Raw genomic sequence first — 16,749 nt, 5'->3', positions numbered from 1 at the left:
GTGAAAAAGTGGAACTTGAAAAAAACGAACGGATTAACGATCTCTTTGAATTTTATTCCCCACTGTTAACTCAAAAGCAATATGATTATATGCAGTTATACTATGCGGATGACTACTCGTTGGGTGAAATTGCTGAGGAATTTTCCGTTTCTAGACAGGCAGTTTATGATAATATTAAACGCACAGAAAAAGCGCTTGAAGGATATGAAAATAAATTGCATCTGTACACCGAATTTACGCGACGTAATCAGCAAGCAGAACGCATTCAGCAATATGTTTACCAACATTATCCAGATGACCAAGAACTGAATCATTTGGTGACGCATTTAGAAAATTTAGAAGAAGAATAAAGAGGGATGACAAATGGCATTTGAAGGATTAACGGATCGGCTGCAAAAAGCAATGGAAAAATTGCGTCGGAAACCAAAAGTGACGGAAGCTGATTTGCGAGAAACGATGCGGGAAATCCGCCTTGCGCTTCTTGAAGCGGATGTTAATTTCACGGTTGTGAAAGATTTTGTCAAAAAAGTACGGGAAAAGGCAGCTGGTGCGGAAGTTCTGAAGGGCCTGAATCCTGCTCAACAAATTGTCAAAATTGTTAATGACGAATTAACTGCATTAATGGGGAATGAGGCGGTCGCTTTAAATAAATCACCTCATATCCCAACCGTGATTATGATGGTTGGACTGCAGGGGGCTGGTAAAACGACGACAGCTGGTAAATTGGCTTATCGTCTGAAAAATGAAGATAAAGCGCGTCCGCTGTTTATTGCTGCCGATGTGTATCGACCAGCAGCGATTACGCAATTACAGCAAGTTGCAGCATCAATTGATGTACCAGTCTTTGAAAGGGGTACTGATGTTAACCCTGTTGAAATCGTTCGTGAAGGGTTGGCAGAAGCAGAAAAGAATCATAATGATTACGTGATCATTGATACCGCTGGTCGGTTGCAAATTGATGAACAATTGATGGATGAGTTGGCAAATATCAAAGAGTTAGCTCACCCAGACGAAATATTATTAGTCGTCGATGCAATGACAGGGCAAAATGCAGTTGCAACTGCCCAAGGTTTCGATGACAAACTGAACGTGACCGGGGTTGTCTTAACCAAGTTAGATGGTGACACCCGTGGCGGGGCCGCAATGTCAATTCGGGCCGTAACCGGGAAGCCAATTAAGTTTGTTGGTGAAGGGGAAAAGATGGAAAATTTGGATGTTTTCCATCCTGACCGAATGGCATCACGAATTTTGGGTATGGGGGACATGATGACCCTAATTGAAAAGGCCCAAAAGAATTTTGATGAAGAACAGGCCCAAGAAACGATGGAAAAAATGCGGGCCAATGAATTTGATTACAATGATTTTCTTGCACAGCTGGATCAAATTAGCAATATGGGACCTCTGGAAAACATCCTAAAAATGATGCCAGGAATGGCTAACAATCCGGCTTTAAAGAATCTTAACATTGATCCTAAACAATTTTTGCATATTAAGGCCATTATTCAATCAATGACCCCAGCAGAACGAGAAAATCCAGATTTGATGAATCCAAGTCGACGGCGGCGGTTAGCAGCAGGAGCTGGTCGACCAATTGTTGAAGTTAATCGAATGATTAAACAATTTGGTCAAATGCGCAAGATGATGAAGCAAGTCACCAACGGTAACTTTTCTGGTATGCAAAATATGATGGGAGGCCAAATGCCTGGCGGTAAAATGGGACAGATGGCAATGAATCGAATGGCGCGTAAGATGAAAAAAGATAAATTAAAGCGGATGAAGAAGCTCCGTAAATTGCGTCATAAATAATTAATTAAGAGCCTGTTAATTTCATTGTTAACAGGCCTTTTATTCGAGGGATGAAAAATGGAGTTATATTTAGTTCGTCATGGTCAAAGTGAAGCGAATGCTGCTCATATCTTACAAGGATCCAAGGTTGATACACCATTGACGGAAAAAGGACGTCAACAGGCAGTCGCCACTAAAGAACGGTTAGCAGGAATTCATTTTGAGCAAGTCTTTACAAGTCCTCTCCGTCGTGCAAGTGAGACGGCAGCCATTATTGCTGGGACTTCGATTAATGTGACTTTTGATCCACGGTTAGTTGAATTCGATTATGGTAAGTGGGATGGACAGCGGATTGAGCAACTGTTCCAAGATTATCCGATGGTGTTTCAAGAGGGGCATTTTCAAGATACTTGGCAAATTTCGGGTGGAGAATCTTATTCAGCAACTAAACAACGATTAACGTCATTTATGCAATCACTGCCAACTGAATGTTCCGGAAACATCTTAATTGTTTCACATGGCATGACCATTAAATTATGGATGGCTTTTTTATTGGGGATCCAATTTCCCGAAAGAATTGCTGAACCAGCTAATGCGAGCTTTAGTCAGATTTCATTTCACCAAAATCGACCAGTTTTAAAAGTTTATAGTGGTTAACAATCAATTATTATAAAAATGGTAAATTATGATAGAATAAATAACGATAGATTTATCAAGTACTTAAATTAATTTTCAATGGAAGCGATAAAGATGAATATTAATCATCCTCGAAAAGTTTTAGATCAACAAATTCCCCATTATGGATTACGAAAGTTAAAAAGTGGGGTAACTTCTGTCTTGTTATCTACTGCTGTGTATGCAGGAATTTCACAAGTAACCGCAATGGCATCGACTACTGGACCTGAAACTAATGTTAGTCAGGAACAAACACAGGTAGTAAGTCAGAAAGTAACGAATGATGTTGTAAAGTTGTCTCAGACAAATAGTTCAGCCAATCAGTCAACTGTTCCGGTGGCCACTTCAAATGTTAATTCGATTTTAACTAATCAAAATATTTCCAATGTGCAGGTTAATAAAATAACAGGTCAGCCCGATACAAGTGGTGTGCCCACGGCTGGTTCAACTCACTTGAGCTTTGATTTTAGCCTTTCAGCTGATCAAGTACAAAAATTGAAAGCCGGTGACTATGTTGATATTCAAATGGGGTTACCATATACTGTGACTGCAACTGGGCAGACGGAACGGCTAAGCTATGGACGAATTGTTAACCAATCAACGCCAGTGGAAGTGTGGTCTCAGCAAGGACATTTGATTGGTTATATTGTACCGGTGAATGCCGATAACGCATATGCTGGGTCACAAGATAATGCTGGTGAGCAATCAGGCCTTCCTGAGTGGACTGCTGTTCAAAAAAAGAACGTTGATGCGGTTAAACAATTGGGCGCCACTAATGGTTATTACCGGTTGATTTTTGTCAGTGACATTAATAAATATGGTGCAGTTTCAACGAAAATTAATGCACTAAATTGGTACAATGCCTTTGAAAATGAAGATGGTAATAAGGCGCCTACAAACGCACCGAGTTTTACATTGTATTCCTCTGATGCGTCCATTAATAGTTATACGCCCCAGAATGATATCAAAATTGGCAATGCTATTGCGACAAGCGGCTTAACTATTCGGGTTGTTCATAATGATCAGGCAGCGGTACTCAATACTGATGACGAATTCGGGGCGAATACCTCAACACGAACCGCTGCGCATTGGTGGTATCAACGAGGTACTAAGGGCAGTGATGGTCAATGGGTCTTGGGCTATAACTCATTAAATGACCCAGTACAGAGTGAAGGTGTTAGTCTCACTCATCAAGTTGGAAATGAATTTGATCTAGTGGTTACTAAACCAACCGATACAGATAATGTGACCTATTATTTTGCGGATGATGATCAAGTGAAAAAGGATCTGGATCGAACTATTGTTGGTTCCAGTCATACGTATTCAGCGGATCAACTCAACAATGATCGAAACATTTCGATTAGTCGTGAAACGGTTATCACCAAGCCAAAAGTAGCCGTGACGAGTACGCAAAATGGCAATATAAAGACCTACCATGTCAAAATTGATGGCGAGTATCTTGGCTTTCGTCACGATACTAATGGATCACATTCATATCCATCGACAATTACATTATTAAGCTGGCAGCCAAAGAATCCGCTAGACTTATTGCCTCCGGCAGATTCTGGCATCACTGACTATCAGTCCGATGACCCCAATGGAATTACTAAAAAGTACCCGCACCTCCAGCACGTTAGTGGTGTGCTTGTTGATAGTGGATTAATCCATGATCTGGAGGACCATCCTTGGAAATTACAAATTGCTGGTCATAATGGTCAAACAATTCATTTGAAAAATGTCGGTAGTGATGGTCAAGCCGGCTACTTCTTCATGAAAAACCCGCAATTAATTTTCAATGCTCCAGTGAATTATGGCATTGCAGTTGGCAGTCGACCAACTTTTCAAAAGGGAGTTACTAAACAGATTATCCATTATTGGTATGATCATGTTGGTGGTCACAAAGCTGCTCCGGACACGGTTCGTGAAGTATTGTTTAATAGTTCGGATAATGGTAAAACTTGGTATAATGGCACGTCACCGGAAGAACAACACTTTGAAGAAGGTCAGTTCTATAATGTGGATGTTCCATCAATTAATGGCTACTTAGCCTATGCTGAACATGGTGAGAAGCTGATTACTCAAGCGGGATATCAATCCTACTATACTTATGGTCATCCTGAATTAAACAATGACTATACGCGACAGCCCAATTATGATGCCAAGAGCAATGCCTTAGTGGTTAACGTAATTTATCGAGCACAAGAACAGCATTTGTTGTACCAGGTAGTATTGGAAAACACGCAAGGTCAAATTGTACGCACTGTAGTTCCAGCTCAAAGGCTGGCCACAGGTAAGAGTGGTGGGCAGATTGGTGAATCAACAAGTCAGCAATGGTCAGGTTTACTAAAACAATATCATTCATATACAGATCTCAAGACACATCAGTCGTATCAACTTGTCAGTGCTGACAATCATTCAAGAGCTCTTCATAAGACTGATCGATTACCAAACCGGTTCGATAGTGATACCAATGTGGACCAGTTAGTGACCATTTATCTTGCACCTGAGACTGTTCCTGTGACCCCTGTTGCTCCACAAACGAGTGCCGTCACTATTCACTATCAGGACGTTGATGCTGAACTTAAAAAGAATCCTGCGCAGACGACTTTTGAACCAAATGACGGGGTTCAGGTTCATCAGGGACCAATCATCAAAGGATCAGTTGATGATGCATACACAGTTAAAACCCCTTGGGACTTTGGTGCACATCATTATGAATTAGCATCTCCAATGGATCCCCGGGCGAAGGGTGGTCGTTTTACAAAGAAACATCAGGATATCTATGTCTATTTGAAACATCAAACTACACCGGTAAAAGACGCCAAAAAAGTTACCGAGACCATTCACTACGTTTATGCAAATGGCCCTTATATCGGCAAGTCGGCAAGCGATGATTATAAACAGTATGTTGAATTTCAACGGACAGGGGTTCAAGATCGAGTAACTGGTGGTATTTTATGGAATGGTTGGTTGCCGAGTCACTCAACGATGATGGCGGTTCCATCACCAAAAATTAATGGCTATCATGCTGATCAACTGACGATTCCTGAACAAATGGTTAACCATGATTCAAATGATATTGAAGCAACGGTTTATTATTCAATTGGTTCTCAAAATCATCAGCAGACACCAGCTTCCCATGATGCTAAACCTGAAGACCATGAGCATGTTAATCAGCAGACCGGTGTCCGTCCAAATGGTAATCAAATTCAAATGTTAAATCATAGCAATCTTTCTGCGCCGAAACTACATGTTACTGTAGGGAATAAACCCCATCGTCAGATTAAATTACCGCAAACTGGACAAAGCGGGGCAGGTCTAATTAGCCTCGGATTATTAGCAATGGCATCATCATTCGGCTTACTAATTTCCCCGAAGAAAAAATAATTTAGCCTGTCAAGAAAAAATACTTTACATTCTTCATGAAAGTTGGTATATTATTAGCTGTTAGAAAAAAGCTGAGGGAGGTGTCATTAATGTCTGTAAAGATTCGTTTAAAGCGTATGGGTTCAAAGAGACGTCCATTCTATCGGATCGTCGTAGCTGATTCACGTGCACCACGTGATGGTCGTTTCATCACTAGTCTTGGTACTTACAACCCACTTACCACTCCAAAGGAAGTTAAGTTTGATGAAGACGCCGTTATGGATTGGTTACAAAAGGGTGCACAACCTTCTGATACTGTTCGTAACATGCTTCAAAAAGCTGGCGTTATGAAGAAGTACCACGAAGCAAAGTACGCTAAGAAGTAGTGGTTTTGAGGTCATAATGCATGATAAAGATTGATTTTTCAAAGTTGATTGTGACATTGGTTCAGCCGCTAGTAAACGAGCCCAGTGCCATTACTGTGACTGAACGTGATACAGACCGTTATCACGAATACGTACTAGACGTTGCTCAGGCTGATGTTGGCCGAATAATTGGTCGTCAGGGGCATGTGGCAAGTGCGTTACGCACTGTGGTCGAGGGATCGCGGAATAAACACGTCAACGCTAAGAAAATTCGGTTAGTCATTAATGATCACCGCCATTAAAAAAGACTGGGAATAAAATCCCGGTCTTTTTTCGTAATTAAAGTAAAGGAGATTGGAGACATGCCAAATCCAAATTATTATCATGTCGGTAAAATAGTCAATACTCATGGTATTCGTGGCGAGGTTAAAGTTGTTCCGATTACCGATTTTGTGGATGAACGATTTGGGGTCGGATCCCGGTTAGTAATTGAAAAAAATGATCAATATTTACCGGTAACGGTTGCTAGTGCACGGCACCACAAGGGAACAGAATTAGTAAAGTTTGAGAATTTGGATAATATTGATGAAGCGGAAAAGTTTCGCAATTGTTTTATTTCGGTTTCTGAAGAGCAACAAGCACAGTTGGAAGATGGTCAGTATTACTATCACCAGATTATTGGCTTAGATGTTGTCACTGTCGATGGTCGTCATTTAGGAAAAATTAAGGAGATTATGTCGCCAGGGGCGAATGACGTTTGGGTGGTTCAACGAACTAACCAACGCGATTTATTATTACCAGTAATCAAAGATGTCATCAAAAAGGTTGACTTAGATCAGCAGATGGTCACGGTCAAATTATTGGAGGGGCTGGAATAATGCGCATTGATATTTTAAGTCTCTTTCCTGATATGTTTCAGGCAACCATGGGCGAATCAATTGTGGGACGAGCTCAAGATGATGGCTTTTTAGATATTAACGTGACGGACTTTCGCCAGTACACAACTGATAAACACCGTCACGTTGATGATGCGCCATTTGGCGGTGGTGCAGGGATGCTACTCCAGGCTCAGCCAATTTTTGATGCAATGGCAGCAATTGATCGTGAAGTTACTGGACAGTATCCAAAAGGACGGGTGATTCTGATGGATCCGGCTGGTCGGCGTTTTGACCAACGATATGCCCAAGAACTCGCTCAGGAGGAGCATTTAACGTTTATTTGTGGTCATTATGAAGGATATGATGAACGAATTCGGCATTTAGTAACTGATGAGGCATCTTTAGGAGATTACGTGTTAACCGGTGGTGAATTAGCTGCAATGGTAATGATTGATGCTACAGTCCGGTTTGTTCCGGGAGTTTTGGGTAACCAAGCCTCGCCAATGGGCGATTCGTTTTCCAATGGACTACTTGAATATCCTCAATATACACGACCAGCGGACTTTCGCGGGATGAAGGTCCCGGAAGTCCTCACTAGCGGCAATCACCAAAAGATTAAGGAATGGCGAATGCGTGAATCACTGCGTCGCACTCTTTTGCGGCGTCCTGACCTATTAAAGAATGCTCACCTGACACGTGAACAGGAAATTATGCTACAGGATTTAAAACTGGATCAGGAGAGTGACGATGAAGAATAAATTAATTCAACGTCTATTACAAAAAGAAGATCCTGCCGTTTATCAGTTAAAGGATGGTAGTTTAGATCCAACTTTAACCACTTTAGATTTGATCGGTCTTGGAACAGGTATGGTGGTTGGAACGGCAATTTTTACTTTGCCTGGGATTGTAGCAGCTGATCACACAGGTCCGGCAGTTCCGCTAGCATTCATCGTTGCCGCAGTTGGTGCCGGATTGTCCGCACTGGCCTATGCCGAAACAGCATCAGTATTACCGTTTGCTGGATCTGCTTTTTCATGGATGAATGTCCTGTTTGGTGAATTCTTTGGTTGGATTGCTGGCTGGGCACTGCTTGCAGAATATTTTATTTCAGTGGCGTTTGTGGCTTCCGGTTGGTCTGCATATATGCAAGGTTTTCTAGCCAGTTTTGGTGTAAAACTACCAATGGCGTTAACTGGTGGCTTTAATCCCCACCAGGGATCATACATTGATATTTTGGCAGCTTTGGCAATTCTGATTGTCGGTTTATTGTTGTCACGGGGAGTTCATCAAGTGAGCCGCATTGAAAACACCATCGTGGCAATAAAATTAATTGTCATTATCATGTTCGTAGTTGCGGGAGCGACAGCGATTCATCCGCAAAATTATGTTCCTTTTATTCCACCGCATCAACCAGGAACGGCTTTCGGTGGCTGGACTGGCATTATGGCTGGAGCTCCCCAAATTTTCATTGCTTATGTGGGGTTTGATGCAATTGCGGCAAACACTGCTGAGACCAAGGATCCGCAAAAAACCATGCCGCGTGGCTTAATTGGCACTCTGATTCTGGGCACTGGCTTTTTCATTGCAGTGTCTCTCGTTTTAGTTGGAATGTTTAGATATCCCAACTATAAAGGTAATGCTGAGCCTGCTGCCTGGGCGTTGCGCCATGCTGGCCACTATTTGACGGCTAATTTATTGTCTGTAGTGGCCATTATTGGAATTTTTTCAGCGTTAATTGCAATCCTCTTAGCATCTTCGCGATTGATCTATGCATTTGGCCGTGATGGATTATTACCAAAGACATTGGGGATTGTTAATCACAAAAAAGTTCCTCATCATGCACTTTGGACAATTACAGTGCTGGCAATGATTTTAGGGTCAGTCTTTCCGTTTACGTTCTTAGCAACTTTGGTATCCGCAGGAACATTAGTTGCGTTTATCTTTGTATCGTTGGGAATTTATACACTTCGAAAACGTGAAGGTAATGATTTACCGGATGCATCGTTTAAAATGCCTGGGTATCCTTATTTACCAGCCATTTCAGCATTATTTTCTGCAGTTATTTTTTGGAATTTGAACATGGATGCTAAATTGTTGATGGTCGGCTGGTTTGCAATCGGTTTAGTAGTTTATTTTAGTTATGGAATACGACATTCAGTGCTAAACTCGCGTACCCACCCATAAATCATAATTTAGTCTTGAGAGTGAATGCAAAGTATGTTATATTGTTTTATGGCTGTTTAGCCATATAAACGGTATTCCGCTGTTCCCAAGGGAAAGAATGAATGTCGGCGAAAGGAAAGAAAAGATATGCGTCAAAATCAATTAATCGAAAAGATTACTGCTAGTCAACTTCGGGATGATATTCCTGATTTTCGTGCCGGAGATACTGTTCGTGTTCACGCCTTAATTGTTGAAGGCTCTCGTGAACGTGTTCAAATGTTCGAAGGTGTTGTTATTAAGCGTCATGGTGCTGGTATTTCAGCTACTTACACTGTTCGTAAGATTAGTAATGGTGTTGGTGTTGAACGGACATTCCCTCTTCACACTCCACGTGTTGAAAAGATCGATGTTATTCGTCATGGTCGTGTACGTCGTGCTAAGTTATACTACTTACGTGCACGTACTGGTAAGGCTACTCGGATTGCTGAAAAGCGTCGCGACGTTAAGTAGTCTTAAACCTTGGCACACAATGATTTAGCAAAATAATCAAGACCGTCTCATTTTTAATGGGACGGTCTTTTTTTGCTTCAGTGGGACTACTCTAGGAGGATTTTTGATCTAAAAGTTATTTAGCTTATTAATTAATTCTTTTTGGCATTGGTGGTTACGTGCAGATAAATTCTTTGCTAAAGTAAAGTGATTCCTGTATACTAATAGTAAAATATTACTTATAAAAAGTAAGCATAATTGTTGATTTAGGAGGCGATAGTATGAAGAAGCATTACAAAAACATTGTAGTTGGATTTGGTAAAGGTGGTAAAACCCTAGCGAAGTTTTTAGCAAGGCAGCATGAAGAAGTGCTAGTGATTGAGCAATCAAATCAGATGTATGGAGGGACTTGTATCAACATTGGTTGCTTACCGTCGAAAAATTTAATTTTAAATGGTCGTCGCGGAATTTCATTCACAGAAGCGATTCAGCGTCGTGGCGAGATGACCGCTCAATTACGGAATAAAAACTATCATTTACTGGCTGACGAACCCACGGTGACTGTGCTTGATGGTCACGCTTCATTTACAGGAAACCATCAAATTAATGTGAAGTTAACCAGTGGTGGAGAAGTTTTGGTAGAAGGTGAACGAATTTTTATTAATACTGGAGCACAGCCAGTAATCCCGAATATTCCTGGTTTAACTTTAAATGACCGCATTGTGACCTCGACAGAGGCAATGACTCAATCACAATTACCAAAACGGTTGGCAATTTTGGGTGGTGGACACATTGGCTTAGAATTTGCAGAAATGTTTAATAGTTATGGTAGTAAAGTGACGGTGTTTGACCATCATGATCAGTTGCTAGCCCAAATGGAACCAGAAGTAGCAAAAATGGTTGCCCAAGATTTAGCAACTGATGGTGTTGCTGTAAAATTAAAGACAAAGGTCAACCAAGTGGTAACTGATGCGGATGGTGTCGAGATTAGTTTTGCAGAAGATGGTCAAACCCAACATCAGCATTTTGATCTGTTATTAGTTGCCACGGGTCGCCAGCCAAATACTGGTCAATTAGGACTAGAAAATACGTCAATTGAATTGGACAATCATGGAGCAATTAAGGTGGATGACCATTTACGGACGACTGTTGATAAGGTTTGGGCTTTGGGCGACGTTAATGGAGGACCACAGTTTACTTATATTTCACTTGATGATTTTCGTATCGTGAAGGATCAACTGTTTGGTAATGGTCAGCGAACGACTTTGGATCGCCAAGTTGTACCGCATAGTACATTTATTACTCCACCACTATCGAGTGTTGGAATGACTGAAGCATCAGCGCGTCAAGCTGGTAAACAGGTACTGGTCTTCCAATTAAAGTCGAATTCAATTCCGAAGGCACGGGTCATAGAAGATCAGCGAGGGATGCTGAAGGCAGTTGTTGATCGGATATCCCATGAAATTTTAGGGGCAACGATTTATGCAGCTGAATCACATGAACTAATCAACCTAATTGCATTAGCAATGAAAGGACATTTACAATATGAAATGCTGCGAGAGATGATCTATACTCATCCGACGATGGCGGAAGCCTTTAACGACTTATTTAAGCAACCGATCCAGGATAAATAATAGGAGAAATTTTTCACCGTTTTTAACGATGCAATAAAATAAGGCTCTTGAGTTTTTCACTCAGGAGCCTTATTTATTTCCTAGACTGGTATTATATTGCAAACAATGTTTTAAAGTTTAAAATCAACTGCAAAGCTGATAATTTGTATCATTCCAAATTTAAATCTAGAAAAGATGATTAATTATTCTTTTCCAGACCAGCGATGTTTTCGGGGGTTGGATTCAACTTGAATTGGTCGTCTTGTGGAACGGTTGATTCGTTCATGCTGTGATTAGATTTGTGAAGGGTGACAACACCATATGCAGGGACGGTTACTTGTTGCCATTGGGCGCCATTGCCGCTAACTGTAATAGCAGCTTTGAGCGGCTTGTCAGTTGGGTTATAAATATGTGCAGCGAGGGATCCATCTGGTGCTAGGAAAGCAGCTGATCCCAGTCCACCATGAACGCCATCGTAAGTATAATTACTTGATCCGATAATATGTGAGCCAGCGGCAACATCTTGACCAAAATTACGTAACATAAAGTATTCAAGATTCCGTTGCACTTTTCCCGTTTGATGGTCAATGGTAATTACACCACGACGACCAGTAGATTCGGATGCGTTTGGTAAACCGCGTTCATCGAGCGCCAAATTCCACAACGTGATGCCAGCACCACCATTACGGATTAACCAATTACCAATTGTTCCAAACATAATGTGAGCAGCATCAGCGACTGTTTCTCGCATCATACAACGTCGTTCTGTTAAGAAGACTGGCCATTTGTAGTCTCTGGAGTAGAAGTAATTCATTTGTGGATGACCTGTAACATATGTGTGGAGGGCCATGCCATCAAATGCTGAAGCCTCAGCCGGCGTGACGTCTTCATGAAGCGGATGGGTTAATGATAAGAAATTATCATCAAAGAAAAGAAGCTTTGTTTGTGGGAATGACCGGTCTAATGCAGGACGTAAGTACTGGTAGCCAAAGGAAGCTAATTGTTTCAATGTCCAAATCATTGCTGGCCATGGTGAAGCAAAGGTTGGTTCATTTTGAATTGTAACGGCATAAATCGGAATCCCATATTTCTGATAGGCTTCGATATATTTTACAAAATAGCGTGCGTAGACCGCATCATAAGTGTCAGCCTTACTAAGACCCATTCCACAAAATTCGCCAAATTTAAGATGACCACCATGATCGAGTCGGCCATTGCTCTTCATCCATGCTGGTGCAGACCAAGGAGAAGCAATAATTTTTAATCCAGGATTGATGCGTAAAATTTCTTGTAAGACTGGTACGATATGTTTGAGATCTTTCGTTGCGTTTGGTGAACCGGGTTCCCCTTCACCAATGGAAAAGTGTTCTAAGCCGAAATCATGTTGACCAGCTGGAATATCATCGTAACTGTAAAATTCTTGGCTTTGAAAGTCACATGAACCTAACGGTACTCTGACCATTGAGAAGCCACCTTGGGCAGGGTCAAATAATTCGTGAAGAATCTGGTCACGTTGTTTAGCACTCATATCATCCCAGAGTAATGTAGCTGCCGAGTCAGTGATTGCGGCCCCTGCACCGACCCACTGCTGTTTAAGATCACTTGGATCGATAACAATTTTTGTTGCATTGGTAGTGTGATCTACAAACTCTGGTGTCGCTACTTTGTCACGTCGTTGTTTCAAATCGCCAGAAGTGATTGTCCAAAATTCGTTTTGATAGTTCATTCTTTAAAGGCCTCCTATTTTTGAATGCGTTTTCATTGTAAGGCAGATCCAACTTTCTATCAATACCATGCGATTATTATATTAAGTTAAATCAGCCAAATAAATTCAGCCTCAAAAGAAATGTGATAGTTAATATCACTTCTTTTGAGGCTGTTATAATGTTTATTTTATAGATCGAGACTGGGTCGTGGGTTAACGATGATTACGGATTCTCAAAATTAGCTTGTCTAATTCTGCTAAGATCAAAATCAAGGCAGCAAAGATAAGCACAGCAATCCATTCAATTAAACTAATCGCTTCGACATGGAAGATGCGTTGCATAAATGGAACGTAGGTTAATATTAATTGGAAGATCACCATTAATCCGATCACGCTCCAGGCTTTGGGATTAATACTGTTTAATCGATTAAATCCATAACTATCAGTTCGAATGCTAAAGAAGTAAAAGATTTTGCTAAAGACAATGGTGTTCACCATCATTGTGGTGGCATTAATAGTCTCTGCACCTGCACGGATAAACCAATCGTAACCGATGAGGGCGAAAACTGCCATTAGTGCAGCAACATAGCCCATTTGGATCAGGTCGTGACGGCTCATTAATCTTTGATGAATAGGCCGTGGTTCGCGGTCCATGATTCCCTTTGCAGCAGGTTCAAAGACAAAGGCAAATTGAATTGTGATGGCTGAAATGAGGTTAATCCAGAGTAGTTGCGAAGGTTGTAAAGGTACTTCTTGACCAGTCAATAGGGAGAACGCTACGACGAGGCCTTCCGCAAAGGATGTTGGCAATAGGAAGAGGATGCTCCGCTTAATGTTATCGTAAATACGACGCCCCTCTTTAATCACTGCTGCCATTGTTGCAAAATTGTCATCACCTAGAATCATATCTGCAGAATCCTTAGCAACGTCAGTTCCTTTAATACCCATTGCAACTCCGATGTCAGCTTTTTTCAATGCAGGTGCATCATTGACGCCGTCCCCAACCATTGCAGTTGTTTTTTGCTTTTGTTGCAGGGCTTCGATAATTTCAAGCTTATTTTGTGGAGTGGTTCGTGCAAAGACTTGAGTTTGATCGGCAACCTGCGGCCGTTCGTCAACTGGGAGCCGATCCCACTCAGTACCAGTAATAGCATGGATTTCACCTGGTGCTAAACCAAGCTCTTTTCCAATTGCACGGGCTGTGGTAGGGTCATCACCAGTAATCATTTTCACCGCTACTCCAGCATTGTTCATTGTTTGAAGAGCCGTAATTACTTCTTCACGAGGGGCATCCCGTAATGCTGCCAGCCCCAGAAGATGTAATCCGGCATAGAGATGATGATGTTCGACTTCGTTTAGGGATTCACCGTCTGAAAGCTCACGATAACCAACTGCAATGACACGTTTCCCATCTTTAGACCATTCCTGAACCCGTTGTTGCCATTTGTTCAGATTGAAATTAGGATCTGCTTTGGTAGCCATTTTAAATAGCTTATCCGGTGACCCTTTGATAAAAATAACCTGTTGTCCGGTTTGCTGGTTTTTCGTTAACCTTGCAATATAACGGTAGTCAGAATCGAACGGCAGTAAATCTTCCGGTTCGTACTCCGATTGATAGTCGACCCCAAGGACCTTGCGATAGAGGGTCAAAAAAGCACCATCTGTCGGTTCACCATTGATTTGCCAGTGGCCATTATTTTCGGTCAATATTGTATCATTCGCTTGGTAGCCGGCCTCTAAAAAAAGCTTGAGTTCACTCGTTAGTTTAGCAGGCTGACCGGCTGATGTAATTTTGCCCACTGGTGCATAGCCGTTGCCACTTACTTTGTAATGCTGATCACCAACCCATAATTCAGTAGTACTCATTTCATTTTTGGTTAGAGTTCCTGTTTTATCTGTAGCGATCACGTCAACAGAACCGAGGGTCTCGACGGCTGGCATTGATTTAATAATTGTGTGGTAGCGTTTTGCCATTTTGTTAATACCAAAAGCGAGAATTACCGATGTAATAGCTGGTAGTCCTTCAGGTATCGCACCAACGAGCATTGCTACGACTGCAAGTGCAAGCGCCGGGAGCGAGTAGATTTTGAGAAAGAAGCCGACGATAAAAACAATGATCGAGGCAATGATCGTAATGTATGAAACGACTTTCCCAACGTAATCGATTTCTTTGGTTAAAGGAGTTTTCTGTGGTTTGATTTGTGCGACTTCTTGTGAAATTTTACCAATTTCAGTTTGTTCAGCGGTGGCAACCACGATCCCCATCCCGCTACCACTGGTGACCGAAGTCGAGGCAAACGCCATATTAGTCTGATCGGCTAATGGAATCTTGTTATCCGTCAGAGCATCTGCTGTTTTGATCACGGAATTTGTTTCACCAGTTAGGGCGGATTCTTCAATCCGTAAATTATCAGCCGCAACAATTCGTAAGTCCGCTGGAACATTATCCCCCGCTTCAAGGAAAACAACATCGCCAGTCACCAGGTCAGCAGCATTGACATCTTGTCGTGCACCATTCCGGTAAACAGTAGCGTGCTGAGCCATCATTGCTTTGATTTTGGCAAGTGCATTAGCAGCGCTAGTTTCTTGGAAATACCCAATCAACGAGTTTAAGACAACTACGGCAGCAATCACAATTGCATCGGTATAATGACCGATGATGACGGTGAGAATAGTGGCAGCTAGCAAGATGTAGATCACGATGTTGTTATATTGGCGTAAGAAAATCTTCCATTTTGGGGTTGGCGTAATCTCAATCGCGTTCGGACCATTTTTTTGTAATCGCTGAGCAGCCTCGTGACTATTTAATCCAGTCGTCCATTCTTCAATGCCAAATCGTTGCTTCAGTTCAGATAAAGTCGTTTGATAAATTTCCTTCAATTGAATCTCCTTACTGTAAGTTAGTTTATGTCATAATTTTACCATAGGAAATTTGAAAAATGGCGTTGACAAGTTTAAATTTTCCTTATATTATCAATGGTAATCAATGTCCTTTAAGTTAGTCCCGTGAGGCTAGTAAGGAGCGGTTCAATCAACGCTTAGCGCAGCTAAGTTTTAATATCGCGACCCCTAGACTATACGGACTGTATAGCTAGGGGGTTTCTTATTGGACATCGAAGATTGAAAGGTGGTTCATATGGAAAAAACAATTGCGGATAACTTAATGATTCAGCGATCGCTCACACGTTTAACTTATGAGATTATTGAAAAAAATAAGGGAATCAATAATCTAATCCTCGTGGGGGTGAAAACTCGTGGTGAATTTTTGGCTAAGCGGATTGCAGAACAAATGGCTAAATTAGAGGGCAACACTGTTCCCGTTTGTGCGGTTGACGTTTCTGCTTACCGAGATGATCGTCATGATGATGATAAACGGAACCAATTTGCTGACCAAATTACGACGCAGATTGATGATCAGCACATTGTGTTAGTTGACGATGTTTTCTATACTGGCCGTACCATGCGGGCTGCAATGGATGCTTTAATGGATATGGGGCGGCCTAAGCGAATTAGTATTGCCGTATTAGTTGATCGTGGTCATCGTGAAATGCCAATTCGACCGGATTTTGTCGGCAAGAATATTCCGACAGCTAATGATGAGAAGGTTCAAGTGAACCTATCAGAAGTCGATCAGCAAGACCAAATCAATTTAATTAAATAGTGAACCATTAACGATGCTCCAGAGAGGGTATGATGGTAACAAAATCTAT

The 16,749-nt window shown here is 41.6% G+C and carries 14 protein-coding genes; 12 read left to right on the top strand and 2 right to left on the bottom strand.

Features of this window, described 5'->3' with window-relative positions:
• The first annotated feature begins 8 nt into the window (after positions 1-8).
• From Q0C76_RS00445 to Q0C76_RS00395, 11 genes are all read left to right on the top strand, one after another.
• The gene (locus tag Q0C76_RS00445) at positions 9-350 is read left to right on the top strand and encodes a putative DNA-binding protein (RefSeq protein WP_295728212.1); all 342 of its coding nucleotides are present in this window, start codon (positions 9-11) and stop codon (positions 348-350) included.
• A gap of 13 nt (positions 351-363) precedes the next feature.
• A complete protein-coding gene (gene ffh / locus Q0C76_RS00440) occupies positions 364-1,806 on the top strand; it encodes a signal recognition particle protein (protein ID WP_295728209.1) in 1,443 nt (480 codons plus the stop codon).
• A gap of 57 nt (positions 1,807-1,863) precedes the next feature.
• Complete coding sequence (locus Q0C76_RS00435) at positions 1,864-2,442, top strand: histidine phosphatase family protein (RefSeq protein WP_295728206.1); 579 nt, start codon at positions 1,864-1,866, stop codon at positions 2,440-2,442.
• 93 nt (positions 2,443-2,535) lie between these two features.
• The gene (locus Q0C76_RS00430) at positions 2,536-5,847 is read left to right on the top strand and encodes a mucin-binding protein (protein WP_295728203.1); all 3,312 of its coding nucleotides are present in this window, start codon (positions 2,536-2,538) and stop codon (positions 5,845-5,847) included.
• An 89-nt stretch (positions 5,848-5,936) separates the two neighbouring features.
• Positions 5,937-6,212, top strand: coding sequence for a 30S ribosomal protein S16 (gene rpsP / locus Q0C76_RS00425; protein WP_295728200.1), 276 nt, complete (start codon positions 5,937-5,939; stop codon positions 6,210-6,212).
• 20 nt (positions 6,213-6,232) lie between these two features.
• Positions 6,233-6,493: a KH domain-containing protein gene (locus Q0C76_RS00420; RefSeq protein ID WP_295728198.1), complete on the top strand. Its 261-nt coding sequence runs from the start codon at positions 6,233-6,235 to the stop codon at positions 6,491-6,493.
• A gap of 60 nt (positions 6,494-6,553) precedes the next feature.
• A complete protein-coding gene (rimM, locus tag Q0C76_RS00415; RefSeq protein WP_295728197.1) occupies positions 6,554-7,069 on the top strand; it encodes a ribosome maturation factor RimM in 516 nt (171 codons plus the stop codon).
• The gene (gene trmD / locus Q0C76_RS00410; RefSeq protein WP_295728192.1) at positions 7,069-7,827 is read left to right on the top strand and encodes a tRNA (guanosine(37)-N1)-methyltransferase TrmD; all 759 of its coding nucleotides are present in this window, start codon (positions 7,069-7,071) and stop codon (positions 7,825-7,827) included. Before rimM ends, trmD begins: the two co-directional genes overlap by 1 nt.
• Entirely contained in the window at positions 7,817-9,253 is a 1,437-nt protein-coding gene (locus tag Q0C76_RS00405) for an APC family permease (RefSeq protein ID WP_295728188.1), read from the top strand. Before trmD ends, Q0C76_RS00405 begins: the two co-directional genes overlap by 11 nt.
• A 126-nt stretch (positions 9,254-9,379) precedes the next feature.
• Complete coding sequence (gene rplS, locus Q0C76_RS00400; protein ID WP_295728185.1) at positions 9,380-9,742, top strand: 50S ribosomal protein L19; 363 nt, start codon at positions 9,380-9,382, stop codon at positions 9,740-9,742.
• 260 nt (positions 9,743-10,002) lie between these two features.
• Positions 10,003-11,355, top strand: a complete 1,353-nt coding sequence (locus Q0C76_RS00395) for an FAD-dependent oxidoreductase (RefSeq protein ID WP_295728183.1) — start codon at positions 10,003-10,005, stop codon at positions 11,353-11,355.
• 178 nt (positions 11,356-11,533) lie between these two features.
• Here the strand turns inward: Q0C76_RS00395 and Q0C76_RS00390 are convergent, their stop codons facing one another.
• Positions 11,534-13,060: a glycoside hydrolase family 30 beta sandwich domain-containing protein gene (locus tag Q0C76_RS00390; protein ID WP_295728180.1), complete on the bottom strand. Its 1,527-nt coding sequence runs from the start codon at positions 13,058-13,060 to the stop codon at positions 11,534-11,536.
• Between the two features lie 192 nt (positions 13,061-13,252).
• Positions 13,253-15,919, bottom strand: a complete 2,667-nt coding sequence (locus Q0C76_RS00385) for an HAD-IC family P-type ATPase (protein WP_295728178.1) — start codon at positions 15,917-15,919, stop codon at positions 13,253-13,255.
• 256 nt (positions 15,920-16,175) lie between these two features.
• Here Q0C76_RS00385 and pyrR point away from each other — a divergent pair, with 256 nt between their 5' ends.
• Complete coding sequence (gene pyrR / locus Q0C76_RS00380; protein ID WP_295728176.1) at positions 16,176-16,700, top strand: bifunctional pyr operon transcriptional regulator/uracil phosphoribosyltransferase PyrR; 525 nt, start codon at positions 16,176-16,178, stop codon at positions 16,698-16,700.
• Positions 16,701-16,749 lie beyond the last annotated feature (49 nt).

The organism is uncultured Limosilactobacillus sp. (genome assembly GCF_934202705.1).
Taxonomy (GTDB): Bacteria; Bacillota; Bacilli; order Lactobacillales; family Lactobacillaceae; genus Limosilactobacillus.
Note: the sequence above shows the minus strand (reverse complement) of the source record. Positions and strands in the feature narration are given on the sequence as shown.

Coding starts and splice junctions, on each gene's coding strand:
- ffh (WP_295728209.1), top strand. CDS start 364: ATGGCATTTGAAGGATTAACGGATCGGCTGCAAAAAGCAATGGAAAAA.
- Q0C76_RS00435 (WP_295728206.1), top strand. CDS start 1,864: ATGGAGTTATATTTAGTTCGTCATGGTCAAAGTGAAGCGAATGCTGCT.
- Q0C76_RS00430 (WP_295728203.1), top strand. CDS start 2,536: ATGAATATTAATCATCCTCGAAAAGTTTTAGATCAACAAATTCCCCAT.
- rpsP (WP_295728200.1), top strand. CDS start 5,937: ATGTCTGTAAAGATTCGTTTAAAGCGTATGGGTTCAAAGAGACGTCCA.
- Q0C76_RS00420 (WP_295728198.1), top strand. CDS start 6,233: ATGATAAAGATTGATTTTTCAAAGTTGATTGTGACATTGGTTCAGCCG.
- rimM (WP_295728197.1), top strand. CDS start 6,554: ATGCCAAATCCAAATTATTATCATGTCGGTAAAATAGTCAATACTCAT.
- trmD (WP_295728192.1), top strand. CDS start 7,069: ATGCGCATTGATATTTTAAGTCTCTTTCCTGATATGTTTCAGGCAACC.
- Q0C76_RS00405 (WP_295728188.1), top strand. CDS start 7,817: ATGAAGAATAAATTAATTCAACGTCTATTACAAAAAGAAGATCCTGCC.
- rplS (WP_295728185.1), top strand. CDS start 9,380: ATGCGTCAAAATCAATTAATCGAAAAGATTACTGCTAGTCAACTTCGG.
- Q0C76_RS00395 (WP_295728183.1), top strand. CDS start 10,003: ATGAAGAAGCATTACAAAAACATTGTAGTTGGATTTGGTAAAGGTGGT.
- Q0C76_RS00390 (WP_295728180.1), bottom strand. CDS start 13,060: ATGAACTATCAAAACGAATTTTGGACAATCACTTCTGGCGATTTGAAA.
- pyrR (WP_295728176.1), top strand. CDS start 16,176: ATGGAAAAAACAATTGCGGATAACTTAATGATTCAGCGATCGCTCACA.